Source organism: Pedobacter nyackensis, from assembly GCF_900176505.1.
GTDB lineage: Bacteria > Bacteroidota > Bacteroidia > Sphingobacteriales > Sphingobacteriaceae > Pedobacter > Pedobacter nyackensis.
Window position 1 is genome coordinate 83401 of sequence record NZ_FWYB01000019.1, and the last position, 16644, is coordinate 100044.

General features: G+C 35.7%; 19 protein-coding genes. 15 read left to right on the forward strand and 4 right to left on the reverse strand.

The window, feature by feature from the left end; all coding sequences use genetic code 11:
• Window positions 1-293: 293 nt before the first annotated feature.
• Window positions 294-470, reverse strand: a complete 177-nt coding sequence (locus tag B9A18_RS22950) for an Arm DNA-binding domain-containing protein (RefSeq protein WP_084291937.1) — start codon at window positions 468-470, stop codon at window positions 294-296.
• A 496-nt stretch (window positions 471-966) separates the two neighbouring features.
• On the opposite strand from B9A18_RS22950, the gene B9A18_RS22955 reads away from it, so the two are divergent.
• From B9A18_RS22955 to B9A18_RS22990, 8 genes are all read left to right on the forward strand, one after another.
• Complete coding sequence (locus B9A18_RS22955; protein WP_084291938.1) at window positions 967-1668, forward strand: hypothetical protein; 702 nt, start codon at window positions 967-969, stop codon at window positions 1666-1668.
• Window positions 1661-2560, forward strand: coding sequence for a PD-(D/E)XK nuclease domain-containing protein (locus B9A18_RS22960; RefSeq protein WP_084291940.1), 900 nt, complete (start codon window positions 1661-1663; stop codon window positions 2558-2560). Before B9A18_RS22955 ends, B9A18_RS22960 begins: the two co-directional genes overlap by 8 nt.
• Window positions 2561-2562: 2 nt before the next feature.
• Complete coding sequence (locus tag B9A18_RS22965; protein ID WP_084291942.1) at window positions 2563-3645, forward strand: hypothetical protein; 1083 nt, start codon at window positions 2563-2565, stop codon at window positions 3643-3645.
• A 16-nt stretch (window positions 3646-3661) separates the two neighbouring features.
• The gene (locus B9A18_RS22970; RefSeq protein WP_084291944.1) at window positions 3662-4381 is read left to right on the forward strand and encodes an abortive infection system antitoxin AbiGi family protein; all 720 of its coding nucleotides are present in this window, start codon (window positions 3662-3664) and stop codon (window positions 4379-4381) included.
• Between the two features lie 27 nt (window positions 4382-4408).
• On the forward strand, window positions 4409-5407 hold the full coding sequence (locus B9A18_RS22975) for a hypothetical protein (protein ID WP_144009596.1): 999 nt from the start codon (window positions 4409-4411) through the stop codon (window positions 5405-5407).
• A gap of 325 nt (window positions 5408-5732) precedes the next feature.
• The gene (locus B9A18_RS22980) at window positions 5733-6410 is read left to right on the forward strand and encodes a Gabija anti-defense Gad2 family protein (RefSeq protein ID WP_084291948.1); all 678 of its coding nucleotides are present in this window, start codon (window positions 5733-5735) and stop codon (window positions 6408-6410) included.
• Window positions 6410-7309 carry a phosphotransferase family protein gene (locus tag B9A18_RS22985; RefSeq protein WP_084291950.1) on the forward strand — a complete coding sequence of 300 codons (900 nt, stop codon included), beginning with the start codon at window positions 6410-6412 and terminating at the stop codon, window positions 7307-7309. Before B9A18_RS22980 ends, B9A18_RS22985 begins: the two co-directional genes overlap by 1 nt.
• A gap of 1 nt (window position 7310) precedes the next feature.
• Window positions 7311-8144 carry a hypothetical protein gene (locus tag B9A18_RS22990; protein ID WP_084291952.1) on the forward strand — a complete coding sequence of 278 codons (834 nt, stop codon included), beginning with the start codon at window positions 7311-7313 and terminating at the stop codon, window positions 8142-8144.
• 410 nt (window positions 8145-8554) lie between these two features.
• Here B9A18_RS22990 and B9A18_RS22995 read toward each other — a convergent pair whose 3' ends face one another.
• Window positions 8555-11104 (reverse strand): AAA family ATPase, encoded by a 2550-nt coding sequence (locus B9A18_RS22995; protein WP_084291954.1) that lies wholly within the window; start codon window positions 11102-11104, stop codon window positions 8555-8557.
• Between the two features lie 207 nt (window positions 11105-11311).
• Here B9A18_RS22995 and B9A18_RS23000 point away from each other — a divergent pair, with 207 nt between their 5' ends.
• The 5 genes from B9A18_RS23000 (at window position 11312) to B9A18_RS23020 (ending at window position 14555) form a co-directional block, all read left to right on the forward strand.
• The gene (locus B9A18_RS23000; RefSeq protein WP_084291956.1) at window positions 11312-12070 is read left to right on the forward strand and encodes a hypothetical protein; all 759 of its coding nucleotides are present in this window, start codon (window positions 11312-11314) and stop codon (window positions 12068-12070) included.
• A gap of 102 nt (window positions 12071-12172) precedes the next feature.
• A complete protein-coding gene (locus B9A18_RS23005) occupies window positions 12173-12439 on the forward strand; it encodes a helix-turn-helix domain-containing protein (protein WP_084291958.1) in 267 nt (88 codons plus the stop codon).
• Entirely contained in the window at window positions 12436-12744 is a 309-nt protein-coding gene (locus B9A18_RS23010) for a hypothetical protein (protein WP_084291960.1), read from the forward strand. The genes B9A18_RS23005 and B9A18_RS23010 overlap by 4 nt, the downstream gene beginning before the upstream one ends.
• A 252-nt stretch (window positions 12745-12996) precedes the next feature.
• Window positions 12997-13569, forward strand: coding sequence for a BfmA/BtgA family mobilization protein (locus B9A18_RS23015; protein ID WP_084291962.1), 573 nt, complete (start codon window positions 12997-12999; stop codon window positions 13567-13569).
• Window positions 13570-13571: 2 nt separating this feature from the next.
• Complete coding sequence (locus B9A18_RS23020; RefSeq protein WP_084291964.1) at window positions 13572-14555, forward strand: DUF5712 family protein; 984 nt, start codon at window positions 13572-13574, stop codon at window positions 14553-14555.
• 146 nt (window positions 14556-14701) lie between these two features.
• Here B9A18_RS23020 and B9A18_RS23025 read toward each other — a convergent pair whose 3' ends face one another.
• Complete coding sequence (locus B9A18_RS23025; RefSeq protein ID WP_084291966.1) at window positions 14702-14983, reverse strand: hypothetical protein; 282 nt, start codon at window positions 14981-14983, stop codon at window positions 14702-14704.
• Window positions 14984-15588: 605 nt separating this feature from the next.
• On the opposite strand from B9A18_RS23025, the gene B9A18_RS23030 reads away from it, so the two are divergent.
• Both B9A18_RS23030 and B9A18_RS23035 read left to right on the forward strand, forming a co-directional pair.
• Window positions 15589-15858, forward strand: coding sequence for a helix-turn-helix domain-containing protein (locus tag B9A18_RS23030; RefSeq protein ID WP_084291968.1), 270 nt, complete (start codon window positions 15589-15591; stop codon window positions 15856-15858).
• On the forward strand, window positions 15855-16412 hold the full coding sequence (locus tag B9A18_RS23035; RefSeq protein WP_084291970.1) for a GNAT family N-acetyltransferase: 558 nt from the start codon (window positions 15855-15857) through the stop codon (window positions 16410-16412). The genes B9A18_RS23030 and B9A18_RS23035 overlap by 4 nt, the downstream gene beginning before the upstream one ends.
• 10 nt (window positions 16413-16422) lie before the next feature.
• Here B9A18_RS23035 and B9A18_RS25485 read toward each other — a convergent pair.
• Window positions 16423-16644: hypothetical protein (locus B9A18_RS25485; RefSeq protein ID WP_449415909.1), on the reverse strand; the 222-nt coding region annotated here is incomplete at its 5' end.

The window sequence follows — 16644 nt, forward strand, 5'->3', positions numbered from 1 at the left end:
TTGTCGTGGTGTCGGTGAAAGCCAGTGCTTTGACATTTCAGTGGTTTCGAGACTTATAGTATTTTTAAGGTTCCAATCGGATATTGTTTGCCTACTAAAGCTTTCATTTGCCTATTGTGATTTTTAACAGCCTCAAAAAGGGTATGTGTTGTTGCATCCTTTCCCTGAAATTTGTTTCTGATACTTTCTGCTGTAATAGGAGAGCCAGCTTGGGCTATATCTTTGTGTGCCCGATAAACCATTACATTACCTGTAAGTTGTCCAAATACGCATTAAACTTTTTTATATCCTCTTTAGTTCCAGTTAATCGTCCCGGTTTTGGGATTCCAGCTTTCCGGTTTGCATCCCTGTCCTGTAGTAATTTCCACACGATTTCCCTCTACAGTAATCCTTAAATAGATAGGGGAATCACCACTAGAATAGTTTTTTTGCTTTTTCATGTAGAAGAGAATACTGAAATTCGTTTTCATAATCAACTGATTTAAGGTTAAACAAATGTAGCCTTGCAGTTAATGTGCGTCAAGTCGTTTAATGAATGAAATTTCTATATGTCAGAATGTTACGTATTTATTCGGTGAGTCGGGGGAACTTCATTTTACTTATCGAATCACTCACTTTTTATATGTGATTTATTGATCCTAGGATAGGAATTCGTGCGAGAATTGGTACTGTTCAAAAACAAAAAAGGCCGCTAATCTTACGACTTGCAGGCTTTTTGTTGGTTTTGATACCATTGGTATTCATCATTGCGTATGTTGTTTTTGACGATTTTATTTCTTTGTTTATTGCTTCTTTTTCAGATATATTATGGCTCATTGTTGTGATTCTGTATTTTCTAACAAAATATTGTATTGAAATTAATTTTATTGTGATTTGATTTTAAAATGCAGATTTTATTCTATAATTAATTATTAAATTGCAAAATATTATACATCAAAATAATTTGTGTCGTATAATTAAAATCGAATGAAAAGAGTCAAAAGTTTAGTTTTCAATTCATTATCTTTTGATGACCCCGAAGCATTTAAAGATCACCTTGTTGCCATCATTACTAATTTTGGTTTTAATGAGAAACTAGGATATGGACTTTCACTAAGTGATTTATCGGACAATGTTTTGACTGTTAAAGTAGTTAAACGAACGTCTACTTTTATCAATGATTTTGATAGCTCAGAAAATCAATTTGTTAGGAAGCAAATATATATTTTTAGTGATTTCGTTTTTTCTATCGATTTGAATTTCAATATACTGTATGTCATTGGAGGTATATCACATATGAACTGTGTTAAATATCTTTTCCGAACCATTCTTAGTACAGAGTATGAACTTAATCCTGTTAATTTGAATGTCTCCACTTTCTATAAATTGTTAGTGGGACAGAATGTAAGCAACAAGATTGATCATATAACCATCAATCACTTTAATTTTAATAATGAACTTGTAGGACGGTTTTCAGGTTTAGTGATGAATAATACGATTGGCCCGGAACTTATTGAATCTTACAAATCAGACATCGTAAAACTTTCTTTTTTGATTCAAATTAATGAAAATGAAAGTTTCACACTTCAAATTTTTCCAAATGGTGTGCTTAAGTTTCTGTCTGAAACAGACGATTTTGATTTTATTTTAGATTATTTAAAACAACTAATTTTTACAAAGAATGGCTGAAGATCAGGGTGTCAATGGAGACATGTGGAATGACCAAGCGACCGCTTTATTAACACAATTTAATTGGGAGAAACTGGGTGATTCCAATATTGATTTACCGAATGAGGAAAAAGGTAAGAGCGGGGTCGATGGACTTTTTACTTATGTAGATTCTTTGAAGACTAATGTTACAGAAGGTGTCATCGTTGAAGCTAAGAGATATAAAACTGATAGCTTTTCAGCTTCATCGCTGCAATCATGGATTACAATCCTCGATAAAAAATTAACAAACCTGAAAAATTCAGAAGAATTACAGGATAAATTCCCAATCCTAGCAGATATACCTTTAAGAACTGGAATTATAGTGATCTGGTTTCATAATGTTAGGGAATACCATAATTTCAAATCTACTTTTCAAACCTATCAGGCCAATGTCAAACTTGGCCGCAAAAACCAAGCGCCAAATAGAATTTATGTTTTAGAAAATGATTCCATTTTGAGATTGGCCTCACTGCATCTCAGCATAAAAGCCTTGGATGCTGAAACGGGTGGTCGTTTTCAATTTTATTATCCTTCCGTTGACTTAAATTCCGCTAAACGTTCCAGAATATTGAATATCAATTATATGGTTTCAAAGTTTATTCTGGGCGACTTTACGGATAAAAAGGGCATTGAGAATAAGGTGGTTTTTTATTTTGGGGGCTTAAATATTGAAAGCTTTCAGCGTTTAAAACACGCCTTAATCTATCATAGCTACATCGATACTGATAAACCGCTGATTATTTTTACCTATCACAGGGATGATGAGGAATTTAGAAAAGTCAAACCAGAGGTGATGAAACTTTTTAAGGGTCACGTGGATTTGAGAGAAATGGAAATATTAGGTGACCTACCAACATTTATGAGATCTTAGAAATGGCAAAAGTTAATATATACCCAACGAAATACGAATTGGTTGAAGTGTTGTCTTCAATTACCAATCGCGGATTTCTAAATGCATTTGCACAGGAGCGTGGAATTTTTATAACTAATATTGATACCCTTGCGCTTGCTAATGAGATCTCAAATCTGTTTTTGGATAATGATGATTTAGAGGTCATCCGTAAGGAGGCTTACAGCAGTACTAGCAGTCATGCACTTTCAGGATTTGTTCTAAAATCAAAAGACAAAGGCTTTAACCTGCAAAATTCCTATCAATATCTCTTTGACGAAGGAAAGCAAAAAATGGGACAGACATTAACCCAATTGACGAAAGTTAAGGGCACAAACATTTACAAAGGTTCTATTGAGTATAATAAAACAAGAGCTGGCAGAATGGAATTCTTGCAGGATGAGGTGAGTAGCTTTGATTTTTATATGGAGGAAAAGGAACCCGGTGTCTGGCAGGTGGAAGTTGATGGCAATAGGTCTACGGATTCAAAGGAATTAAAAGACTTATTTAATGAGGTGCTCGCGTCTAATGTAGAGGTATTAAATATTGAACAATCGCTCTTAGGTACAGATTCATCAATTCTTTATTTTGACAGGCTCGCGACTTCTGGTATGTCTGAGCAGTGGAATTTTAAAACCGTTAGGCATCTTACGCTCAAAGAGGGGACGATAGTTGAGTCAAGTACATCAGAAACTAATACTCAAGAAGTGGCCAACACTAATGATTTAATCGGAATTACTCAAGCAATTCTCCAGGGACAAAACCTTCGTGAAAATTCGTTTGTAAAACAATCCGTGGAAAGTGGTTACCGCTTTAATGCCATGACTTATGAATTTCAACATGTGAGTGAACCTTACTTTATTCAGATAAAGGCTGAATTTAAAGGTCGTCCTAAAGTATTTGAAGTCACCATTGCAGACTACGAAGAGGTAATTGGAGAAACCCCAACAAGGCAGAAGGTTAGTATTCCAGAAGTACATAGCCGAAATATAAGGTCACTTTTTTGGAATAACAGCAAAGTCGTCTTTAATGATATTGTCAAAAGGGGTAGTTTATCATTGAGTTAAGTTACTTAAATATCTAATGGTAAAAATTTCCCAAAATGTAAGCAGCGACAGTTTATTTCACTTTATTAGGAAAATTGATTGGTTGCTGGAAATATTGGAAAAGAGATCTTTTCAGGCAAGGTATGTTTACGAGAACACGCTAGAGGCAGACTACAAGGCTGGAATTGCTATGAAGTGCTTTTGTGATATCCCTTTAGGGGTAATTAAAAAGCATATTCATAGTTATGGTAAATTTGGTATAGGAATAAAGAAGTCTTTTGCTAAGAAAAACTACGTAACGCCAGTTATATACTTCCACAAAAATTCGGATACCTATTACCGATATATTAGTTCGATTGGAAAAAACGATATTTTCGGAAGTCGATTTAGTTTGTTTCCATATTTCAAAGTCGATTCGCGTACAATTGTTAAAGATGGTAGAAAAAGGATTGAAAGGTTTTATGATGAAAGGGAGTGGCGGTTCATTCCTGGAGAAGCCGATCTTATTGACTGCACAAAATTAACTGATGTTGAGATCGAACAAAGGCTTAAAAAACTAAATAACAAATTAGTAAAAGAAAGAAAAGCCTTTCTATTACCATTCGACTTTGAAGATATTACTTATATATTCGTTCAATTTGAGAAAGATATCGATTCGGTGATAAATGTCATTAAAAAAATAGATGCCACTGAAAAGCAAAGGGATCGTTTAATTGCAAAAATCACCACAAGCAGACAGATGGAGAGGGACTTTTAAATGGGTATATCGCTTAAAACACATAAGATGATTTGGGGACGCTCTGGGAATATGTGTGCGTTTCCAGGATGCAAGAAGATTTTAGTTGTTGACGAAACTGCAACGGATGATCCTTCAATTATAGGAGAAGAAGCACATATTGTCGCACAAAAGGAAGATGGGCCAAGAGGAAAAAGCCCTTTAACAAATGATCAACGAGATAAGTATGATAATTTAATCTTATTATGCAGCGCAGATCATAAAACTGTAGATGACCAAGAACTCGAATATACAGTAGAAAAACTTAAGGCTTTTAAAAGCTCACATGAGAAATGGGTTAAAGAAAACCTAATTGTTGATGGCAAAAAAATTAAGGATGATGAACTCTATGCGTCCTATATAGAGAAGTTCATTTCATTATCTGACTTGAATAATTGGCAAAATTGGACATCTTGGATTTTAGGGGCAAGCGAAATTTTCCCCAAGCAACAATTTGATTCGCTTCAGGAACTTCCTGATTATGTCGTTTCTAGGATCTGGCCAGGGAGATATCAACTTTTAGAATCATCGCTGATAAATTTCAAGAATGTGGTCAACGACTTAATGAAAGTTTATTATAAATATCCCAACGAAAGACCAGATGGTTATACAGTTGAGAAGTTTTATAAACTATATTACAGAGATAAATTCAGGGACGATACAGATTGGAGCCACGAAGCTGAAGAAGATGCATTAAGGAGGTATGAATATCATGTGGCATTATTAGAGGATCTAGTTTTAGAATTGACCAGAGCAGCTAATTACATCTGTGACCAAATCAGAGAATACGTTTTTGAAGGGTTTAGAATTGAAGAAGGTGCGTTGCTAGTTTCCCGAGGAGATTTTTTAGGTTACAAGACATTTAGACTCGAATATCGTGGAGAAGAACGAAATGAACATCCTTATGCCGGTCTAAAGCCCTTTATGAATCAAAGAGCTGAGCGGGATTTACATATCGGTGAAGGTGTTGAAGAAAGCTATTTCAGGAAAATGCCTTGGGAAGATTAAGCTTTAGGTTATTGACGATTTTTCTATTCAATACATTAGAAGCTCCTTATAACCAAACTCCAAAATATCTTCTAATGATAAAAAAACATAAGAATTATGGGGTGATTTTGCTCTTAATTTTACGTGATTCCATCAGTTTTCCAAGCGCTCAATATTTTATCACTTTCTTACATAATTCGGCTAGATGCCTCAAAAAAGTTTTAAACGACTATTGATTTCCCTTATTGTTTCTTGTTTAGCGGATATACTGTGAGTCGGAGCCTGTTTGACAATTATGCCCTATTAAATTATATATGTACCTTTATTATTGATACAATAACCAATAATGAATCCAAAGGATATATTTGAACGCTTAGTTACTGATTTGCAACTCGGAATTCCGAGCTTTTCTGGATTTGTTGGAATTGTGCAGGAGCTGAATATAAACGGCGTTTATTTAGCTGGAGGAGCAGTGCGAGATGCATTTTTAAACCCGGACTTTCATGCTAAAGATTTGGATGTTTTTTTCACGCCAGCTGCATTTGAACGTATTCATGATTATTTGAAGAAACATGGAGATCTATTTTTGAATCAATTTGGAACTCATAGATGGCATGCTTATGGAGATGGTGAATTTTATTATGACATCATCGTTATTCCAGAATTTTATAACGGGCTATGGATCTGCCGAAATATTACTGACGCTTTGAATCAGTTTGATATTACAGCTAATGCACTAGCGTTTGACTTACTTCTCGGAAGTTTTTATGACCCCCAAAATGGATTATTAGATATACAGCAACGAATATTAAGAGCTGTCCGCTTTGATTATCCTGAAATTTCGGTATCAAAAAATATCCCACTATCTAGAAACACGGTCCTATGGTTTCGATATCTTCATTATGCAAAAAAACTGGATTTGAGAATTGAATCTATTACTGCGCTGTGGATAGAAAAAAACTCTTTTCGTGAGGCCAGCATAGAAGAATTTGCATTTCATTTTTTTACCCCCTCGTTTGCCTAATGATTTCTGAATATGAAATAAGACAATTAATTGAACAGTATTGGGGAGCGCAGCCAGTATCTATTGAAACTGTTTATCGGGGTGGAATGAATTTCGTATACGAAATTAATTTAGGAGATTCCAAAATTATGCTTAAGGTTCATCCATTCTCAAGAGCAAGCGTTGCAGAAAAAGAATATTCTGTTCTCAAATGCGCCAGCGAGAATGGAGTAAAGGTTCCAAAGGTTATAACTTGCGGTATACATAAAAATTTAGGTTATATATTTTATCATAATGTACCTGGTGAAAATCTTTTGTTTGAAAAGCTCGATAGTCAGCAACAAGATGTTTTCAGTATGACATTGGTTAAAAACCTTAAAAATTTCAGCGAATTGGCTTCAAATCATTTCGGAAGTGTAACCGAACAGGAATCAACTTATCACAGTTGGAAAGCATTTCTTCAGGCAACAGTGAGTGAAGGACTTGCAAGTTTAAAGTCTGTTGATGCAATGAGTACTAATGAATTCAAGAGTATAGCTAATTACATTCAACATCAGCTATCATTAAACAAAAATTGGTTCACTGGAATGGTCTGGGGAGATGTAAAATCAGAAAACATTATTGTCTCCAAAGGGGAACTTGCTGCAATCCTAGATTTTGAATCTTGTTTTTACGGTGATCCAGTACTTTCACTTGGCTACCTATTTGCTAAGGAGGGGCGAAGCTCGTTTTACGTTTCAGTCGCCAAACATTTTAAAAATTTCATTCCTTTTAAAGAGGAAGATGTTTACTTCTATGCGCTGATAAGACTTCTTAGAATTAGTAAATATCTGAATAGCCCTCTGCCGACTGGAAAGGCAAGAGATCCAATCGCAACTTATTTTAAAGGCATTAGTGAAGCAATTAACGACATTGTTTAATATGAAAGACGAGTTTGTTTTATTAGCCTGCGGTGGGCTACTAGTAGTTATTGTGGCATTATTGCCCATGATTTTATTATGGTTTAACCGAAATGCTATCAGAACGTTGGGTTCAAATGCCAATCAAGCGATGGCCGCAAACCCGACAACACCTGCTGCCCATAATATTAACACCCGCAAGGCTACAATATATACCGCCACATTTGTAACATGCACTACCATTTTAGCATTGGTAATGTTTTATGATGTTCATCAAACTGTGACCGAGAAAGTTAAACCAATTACGGTTAATTGGTTAAAAACTGACTCCTTAAAGATTAAGCCTGGACCAGTTTGGTTTTATTATGATTCCAAATTAGGAACGTTAAGTGCCTTACACGGAATTACCGAGAATGATAAAGCGTTGCTAATTGCATTGGTAGATAGTGGAGATAAAAACTATTATTCCTTTACCCGGGCAATCGACAAATTAACCTTTCTTTCCAATAAAAGCGATGATGGCAATTTTTACAGATGGGTTATTTTGTTATATGGCATTGCTGGCCTTATTGGTGTACAGCTACGTACAATCAATAATTTCGTTGGTGTAGCCTGTTTTAAGAATGAATTCGATTTTCATAGGTGGTGGCCTTGGTACCTTGTCCGCCCGCTCTTAGGATTTATAACTGGAGCAGTTGTTTTTTTATTAATTGATGGAAAACAGTTATTAACTGGGCAATTATCAGGAGGTATAAGTACCGTTGTTTTGGCTGTTGCTTTTTTGGGCGGGTTTAGCGCAGATGACTTTTATGAACTGCTTCGAAAAATCTCAAAAAGGGTTTTCGGGGCACCCTAAAACTAGCCAATTTTAATTAATTACCTCATTTTATAATAGTACCAACTTTGAACTTCATCTCAGAATAGAGCATAAAACTCCAAGTTGGCAAATGGATGATTATTTGATGATCGGGTCATTTTTGATCATCGAACTTAGTTTGATATAGTCAATCAGTGTCATTTGGTTTTCGAACTTTAATTGGAAAGTTTTTACGTCTGTCGAAAAATAAGAAATCGTGATGACCCATACCAGCAGTGATTCTGCCTATTAGATGATTGACAACACGCTTACCTCGCGTAGCAATTAAAAACGCATTAGATCTCCTTTCCTTGGAACAAGAAGAATAGGAGATGCTAAAGAATTTATCAACCATTACTATCAGTTAAAAATTGACCTAGATCAGAAGTAGGCACCAAAGTGTTAAATGATTAAGAAGTAAATATCTTTCTGATATCCTTGAATTCAGTAAAATCAGCTTTTAATCCTATAATTGTAGGGTTATTGTCGATCTCAATAGGATTGCTGTGTCCAACGAGAAAGCCACAACATCTTTCAAAAATCTCATTCAATTTTTCTTTATGGTCGTTAATCGACTGCCCGTCAACTTTGGCAAAGGATGTTAAGGCTACATTCTTTTGGTAACGTTTTACTGTTCCTTGAAAAATTTCATGTTCCACGCAAAGCTCAATAGCGGAGCGGAGATGACCGTAGGCTTCTCCCGCAATTTCACTTTCAGTTCGCCCTTTTGGTGCATTGTTCAAAAGAACCTCGATCTTTTTAACTACGCTTAATGTAGTATTTATTTCTTCTGCTTCTGTAATAAAGCCAGTTTCCTGGAATTCATTTTTTGTGTTGAAAAATTTGCAACCTAAACCTTTGAATGAAGACAGTTTAGAAGTATATAATAAGCTATTAAAAAGAAGTACGCTATGTGTAAATATCACTACTTGTCGGTCTTTTGATAGCTTAATAAATCTTTTTGCAACATCGTCAATGATATGATGATCAAGACTATTTACAGGATCATCAAAAATTACGGGTGCTTGAGAATTGTCAAGCTGTAGTTCTGTTAAAAACTCTGCCAGAGCAATTGCTTTTTGTTCACCTTCACTTAGTATGTCTGTAAGCTGATATTGGTTTATCTTTTGAGATATTTTGGAGTTTCCTTTATCAGTACCAAAACTAAGATCAATTTTAAGATGGGACTTACGGAAAGCTTTAAGTTCGTTTTGAAAAATATCGTCAAAATTTTGACTGATTAGTTCATCCCGTGCTTCACTGGTCTTCCGGCTTATCGAATTGCTACTGAAATCAGAAGCTTTGGAGTTTAACAGTTTTAGGCTCTTTTTGTTCTGAATTACCTTCTTAATATCTGCTTCATGGTCTGCGAGCAATTTCCTGTCTTTTAACTCGTTTATTTCTTTTTGCATTGCGAGTACTTTATCCGATATGGTTAATAAAGATTCGTTTTTTGAAGCAAGAGCTTTTGTTAGTGAGGTTTGTTTACTCTCAAGAATTTTAATTATTATCGGGTAATCCGTATCAAAAGTTAAGTCATTTGTCAGAGTGTTGTTGACGAAGTGAGTTTTAAACCCTTTTAGTTTTTTATTAAATGCAGTTAATTCAGATGGCTGTAAGATTTTAGATTCAGCATCCATGCCAAATGAGGGTTGATTAAGTATATGGCTATCTTCAATTAATTTAACTTTATTGACCATTTCAACTCTGCTTTGAACCAGTTTCTTTAAATCATTTTCTGTGAGATCGTTTAAGAGGTTCTTATAGGATAGCAATAATTTTTGTGCGGGCGCTTCTAAGGGCTGATTACAATAAGCGCAATTGTCTCCCTCTTTAGGGTAAGGTTGCTCTAAAAGATTGATGTAGTGGTCGGCTGAGGTTAGGAAATCTTTAAATTGCTGAGTCTCGTAAAACTGAATTCCATTGGCTTCAGCTATATCTTTCAACCCAAGTTTAGTTTTTCCTTCGAGTGTGGCTATGTCTTCATTTAGCTTAATAAGTGCTTTCCATTCAGTTTGGGTAAACGCAGACTGGATACTTTTAATTTTTGTCACTAATAATCCCAACTCAGTGAGTTGGCTATTTAAATCTCTAATCTGAGTATTTAAAAGCTCTTGATTTAAGCCAATAAGATCTTTTTCCTTTTGCTCTATCGCTTTTGTAATGTCTGTTGGAAAGTCAGAGAGTTCTTTTAGCTTTAAGTCCGTTGATTTTTCTGAAAGTTCGTTGATGAATTTGTATTGAGGTGTACCATCGTTCAATGCTGCTGCAAAAAGTAACGTCTCAGGATATGCCAATTTTTTCAGGGTTAACAAAGCAGAAAGTTCAGCTAGTTCGCTCGTGACAATATCAAACAAATGAAAGCCAATTGGTGAAACAATTAGTTTTCTATTTGATAATGATATTTGGACACAATTATTGTTAAACACGGAAATATTGGATAGTGCATTATCAGTATTAGTTCCATTCCAAGTGAAACTTTTTGCTAAACCATTTATGCTAAAATCAACGAGAGCGGACTTAGGTTCCGTTGTACCGAAAATATTATGATGAATCGTTGTTTGTTGCTCGTAACTGAAACCGAGTGATCTTAATATCCTGCCATATCCTGTTTTTCCTGTGCCATTTTCCCCATAGATAACGGTTAAATTATCGGCAAAGAGCATTTTTTGATTTTTGGCAAGCCTATTTACTCCAGTAATATTAGATAAAGATGCTAGCTTTATATCCTTACTGATAGCAGTAAATGTAGGCTTAACTATAGCCACTGAGGTTAATTTTTTAGTTGTTCTTAAAGAATCAATAAAGTAATCAAATACATCCTGTCGTTCGATAGAAGACAATGCCGCCTCGCTCTTAACAATTTTGTCTACTAGTAATTTAGCCCAGTCGCCTTTTGGATCGGCCCATTCCCATAAAAAATCAATTATTTCTTTTTTTGCATTAGTTGTTGAAGCCATAGTGTGGAGGTTAATTATTGATGTATTTAAAGATAGGCTAAAGTATTATTATATTGATTTAAATATTATTTATAATATCAGAAAGTTTATCAACAAAACTTATTTAGTTAAAGATTATTTTAATTAAGCCCAAGTCGTCGGTTGTAGGGTACCAATCATAATTTTTTTCTGAAAAATCTTAATTTAGCTTTAATCAGAATTTTGCTTATGAAAACTAGCTACTTCAAACCCCGCAAACCATTTTCATTTTCCCCACATCCATTTGATTTAGGAACCTTTATGGGTTTATGGGACGGCCACGATGATAATCATTTTCTATTGAAGATCTACAGAATGGAGGAAAAGAAGTTTCCCGATTATTACATTCATCATCAGAATTATGCTTTGGAAAACAATCTCGATAGCGAAGAAGATTTTTTCCGACACGTCTTGCGGATTGTACAGAACAGAATCAAACATTATGAATTGCAGGATCCATTTTCACGAAACCATGCAATGCATAGAAACAGTGTCCAGAAACTGCAACAGTTCCAAAAATATCTAAATAGGATAGACCAATGGAACGCAAGGCCATCACATATTGTTATTGCTGAAAAAGAAGAACTCATTCAGAAGCAAAAGGAAGAAATTGAAAAACTCACAGCAAGATTATCCGAACTGAATGAATACGAGGTCTTACAGAAAATCAGCATAGAAGATAATGCCCTTCCAACTTTGGTTGATTTGCTTAAACAAATGAGTCGATTAACCCTGCCATCAGGGAGAAACTTCTTGGCTTGTGACAAGAAAAGTCCCTATTCCAAAATGATCAGTAAATATTTTTCGCAGGATGGTAAAGATATTCCGTTGGAAACTTCACGTAATTATTTTGTCGAGAAGAAGGGTGAGATACCTATAAAGGGTACAACAGTGCGTAAAGAACATCAGATTTTTGAAATTATTCCTGTAACAGAGCTTAAAAAATAGCAACAGGTTTAACTATCGTACATGACCGATACGAATCGATGGTCATTATTTATCTGTACGCTGATTTGACATTTGCTTCGTAAACTTAAAACGAAGGCAAATATGCAGATCGAAATTTTCACTAAAGAGGAACTGTTAAAGTTCAAGTCCGAACTTATTCAGGAAATTAAACAAGCCATCAAATCTGATGATGGGCAACCCAAAGAATGGCTTAGAAGTTCGGAAGTCAGAAAGCTGTTAAAGATTTCATCGGGTACACTTCAAAACTTACGCATTAAAGGCATTATACCCTATGAAAAAGTTGGCGGTATTTTCTATTACGCCTATGCGGATATTGTCCAGTTGTTGGGCGAAATCGGGAACTCATGATGGAAACAGGAAAACAACTCACCAGCTTTTTGAATGCTGCCAGTAAAAACAAGCGCTTCCATCAATCACACCTTAGCCTTTATTCAGCCATACTGATGTGCTATACTAAAGGTTTGTGCAAAAATCCTTTTCGCATATCAAGGCGTGAGTTGATGAAACACTCGGCAATCCATTCTTTCGCTACTTACCACAAGTGTATGAAGGATTTGGTGATATACGGATTTGTAGATTATCAGCCATCATACCACCCACACTTGGCCAGCCAGATCACTTTGTTAAATGACAATGAAATTGATGAGGGGTAAGCTCCATGCAGGTCAAGTCCTTTTCCTCTTCTGGAAAAGGAGCAAGCGGTGGTTATGCAGAGCATGACCATAAGCCTTTAAGCCATGCTTAAGGCTGTTTCACGAACCCTCCGGAGGTTCGATAGGCCGCCAGAGGCGGTAAGAGCAAGGTAAAACGAACCCCGTAGGGGTGTCTTTATATCTGGATATACGGATAACAACATATCTGGATATACAAATAAAGGAATAGGTAACAATATAACAAGATAATATATGGAGCATGAAACCTTAAGGACTGTTAAATTTACAGAGGCGGTGGCGCTGAAATTTGACAAGATTGCACTAAAGCTGGGCAGAAGTAAACGCCAGCTCTTTACCCAAATGGTAGACTACTTTTTTAGAAGTAAAAAAGACCCATCAGATTTAAACGATGAATTTTTAAAAACTACACTGCTTAAAAGCCATAAGGATTATATCGGTTTTATCCGAACACAAGAAAATGAACTGCTCATTCCGATAAAGACGGATGTAACTAGAATGCTCGTTAAATTGGGGGAAATAGTGGATCGTTTCAATACCCAGGTGCTAAAGCATAATGATAATTTGATGGCTAAACAGATGGTTCTATTAAATAATCAGGATACCCAGATTAGGAAATTTTCGCAAACAGATGAATTCATGAAGCTAGTTTTTAACAAGCTGGAAACCAAAGAGCAATTGAAAGGGAAGTTCATTCTTATTCTGGAGTCTTATATTAAAGCCAGAAATTCCTTTGGTATTACAACTGCAGGTAAGGAAAAGGACGAATTAATTCAAAAGACCAAAGAACTGATCAACCGTCTATAATCATGTACATCAACATTACCGATAAAGTAACGGCCGACAACAAAGGTAGTAGTGGGGGACTGGTTCATTATTTGGAAAAGGAAAACAGGACTTGCAATAAAGAAACGCCTGAATGCTGGTTTAATCAGGAGCGTAGAGATTTTGAGCCTTATGAGGTCCGGCGAAAGATCGACAGCAATAAGGCGCAACTGCGCAATGATGAGGCTAAGTTTTTCCTCATCAATATTAGTCCAAGCCAAAAGGAGATTAACCACCTGATGGAGCAATATGGCGAGCTGAGTGCAAAGGAAAAGTTAAAACAGTATGCTGAAAAGGCAATGACGGAATACGCCAAGAATTTTAAAAAGTCGGGAGTGACCAGCAACAAGGATCTGGTGTGGTTTGCCAAGTTGGAAAACAACAGGTATTATACCTATAAAGATGCAGAAGTGAAGAATGGCGATAAGAAAAGGGGTGAACTAAAGGCAGGCCAACAGATGCATATTCAGGTGATTGTAAGCCGAAAAGATGCAACCAATAAGATTAGGCTTAGTCCCATGAATAGTTCTAGGGGTAGGAATGTAACGCATTCGAAAAAGATGGGGCAATTTGATAGGGTAGCCTTTAAACAAAGTGGTGAAAAGCTGTTTGATCAGTTATTCGATTTTAAACGAAACCTGAATGAAACCATAGCATACGCAAATATTAAGAAAAATGGAAACTTAGCGCAACGGGAACAGCTCATGATATTGGAAAAGGGATTAGAAATAAATTACGAGTCAAAATCTATGGCCAATGAGTTGGTTAAAGGTGTTGCTGATGGTGTATTTAAAACCGCCACAGTTATGCTGGAAAGTGTTGGACAAACCGTTTCCAGTTTTCTTCAAGTCATTATGGAGCCTGTTTATAATGCAGGGTCAGGAATGAATCCTAAGGAGGGCGTTGGAAAAAGAAGGAAAAAACGAAAACAAAACGAGCAGGAACAGGAGCAAGGGCTAAGTCGATAAGGGTGGAGTAAAAATGATTTTTGCCCCACCCGCATTTGCGGCCTGCAAAAAACCTTACCCACATAGCCCTGCTTCGTTTTTGCTTTGGTGTTTACGAAAAACCTTTTTGGCATACTATTAATTGGATCGTCTTTTCTGTTCATCCGTTAGGGGGTAATTTCCAGTTTTCTCCTTTCGGTATGTATAAAAGCCGCGTTTATAAATTCAATGAGCTGGGTGTAGAAATATAGCATATCAGCATTTTCGTCCCCCTCGGCAAAATCGACTGAGTTATTCACCCATCCTTTGTAGAGTTGCCAAGCTTTTTCCCTTACATCGTGGAGCTCATTGTTATCAAAAAAGTCAGTCATTGTGCTTAAAGGGCTCTCTAATTCGTAATCTGTTAGATTTGCGGGCTGGTAATCCAGTTTTTTCATAATGTTTTCCATAATCTTAAGTTTTAAATCAGTATTGAATAGTAAATTGATTGTATAGCCTGATGGGCTAAATGCGTTATTGTCTCTTCAGACATTCCTTTGGTAAGTGTGACAAATTCTGAAACCTTAAACGGCCTTGATCATCTTGGGGGTAGCTGTTTTTAGAAAAGGTGAAGATTTTAAGAGGCTTGAACTTTTGGTCAAGCTGAAGGATAAACTCTCTAGAGTAAATCGCATGATCTTCTGTTGGTGATAAGATTTGTAGTTCCATATTGATCTCATTTAATTGGTTTACTAGTTAAATGAGTCTCAAAGTAGCAGAAACAATAAATGTGGAATCTGCCAACCATGGTTACCATTAAAGTTTCTGACGCCTTACGTTAACATGGATTTACAGCAGATCCCACATCTATCTCAATGCGCAAATATAGCACATCTACACATAGATATGGCATTACTCTGCTGTCCTACGTTAACGGCGTCAGATTTTGTAACCGTAAGACTCTTAATAATATTCTGTTAGTGTTTTATTTCATATGTCTAATTTAAGAATAAAATAACAAACCCTGCTATATCAGGGTGAATTTATTTTTAATATTGTTTTACTTAGCCATTAGATGAGTGAAATTTCCAAAATAGAACAATTTGTGATTGATAGAGTTAGAGAGCTAAGAATGAAAGCTGGGATCAGTCAAGTGAGCTTGTCTGTGGATATGGAGCTCAATGCAAAATTTGTAGGGAATGTGGAAAGCGGTAAAACGCCCGACAAGTACAATCTGAACCATTTAAATAAAATCTCTGAAATTCTGAATTGCTCTATGAAGGATTTTTTTCCTGATGAGGCTTTACCAGGGGAAATTTCAAAAAGGAAAAGAATGCCTAAATGATGACTGAAATTATAAATTTAACGACAGATCGTTTGATAATTAGAGATTTAAATTATGATGATTTAGATTTTATTTATGTAATCCATTCAAAACCTGAAGTTCAAAAGTATGCCACCCTTGATATACCCGAATCTATAGAGGAGTCAAAAGACTATCTTAGAAAATATATGGAACAGCAGAATCATAGCCCTAGAAAAGAATATGGTTTTTGTGTGTCGTTAGTTAATCAGGAACCAATCGGCTTAATTGGACTTAGTAATGGTTTAGGTAAGTTTAAAAGTGCCGAACTGTGGTTTAAATTGCATCCTAAGTATTGGGGCAAGGGATACATTACGGAGGCTGCGCTATTAGTCATGAAATTTGGTTTTGAAAGATTGCTTCTTCATAGAATTGAGGCAGGTGTGGCTACAGAAAATGTTGCATCTATTAGAGTTCTTGAAAAAATTGGGATGCAGAAAGAGGGATTACGAAGAAAAATCCTGCCAATAAGAGGAGAATGGAAAGATAATTTTCATTATGCAGTTTTAGAGGATGATTTTATTCAAATCCATTGATCCTGAATACTTATAACTCAAATTTAATTTTAACCGCTGAAATAATATCTGTTTCAATTTTCTCGTCCATTACAATAAAGCTATTTTTCAGATAGAATTGCATTGGTGTATAATAGGTTGAGCCATCTTGTTTCAGGTCATTATTATGATCGATTACCCAACCGCATAATTTTTTGGAATTCTGTTTTAAACTGTCAATTAGCATTTTTCCGCACCCCTTGTTTTGATTTGA